Here is a 284-nt window from a genome sequence, read left to right as displayed (position 1 = left end):
AGCGATGTACTGAAAGTTCATACCGATGAAACGGTTCAGGTGGTCTCTGCGATTAATGGATTGTCTGAAGCTTCAAGTGAAGTCGAGAAGAACTCACAGTCAGCGGCAGAAGCAGCGCGAGATGCGGCCGTGTTCAGTGACGAGACTAAGCAAATTAACACGGTGACAGAAACGTACATCAGTGATCTTGAGAAGCAAGTTTGCACGACGTCTGATGATATTCGTTCTATGGCTAATGAAACACAGAGCATTCAGTCGATAGTGTCTGTGATTGGTGGTATTGC

1 pseudogene is annotated in these 284 nt (G+C 46.1%); it reads left to right on the top strand.

The window, feature by feature from the left end:
• Positions 1–284 (top strand): annotated as a pseudogene (locus AB4486_RS28240) (methyl-accepting chemotaxis protein); the annotation flags it as partial.

Source organism: Vibrio sp. 10N.222.55.C6, assembly GCF_041473395.1.
Taxonomy (GTDB): Bacteria; Pseudomonadota; Gammaproteobacteria; order Enterobacterales; family Vibrionaceae; genus Vibrio; species Vibrio crassostreae_C.
The sequence above is the reverse complement of the archived record's forward strand: the minus strand, read 5'-3'. Positions and strand labels throughout refer to the sequence as shown.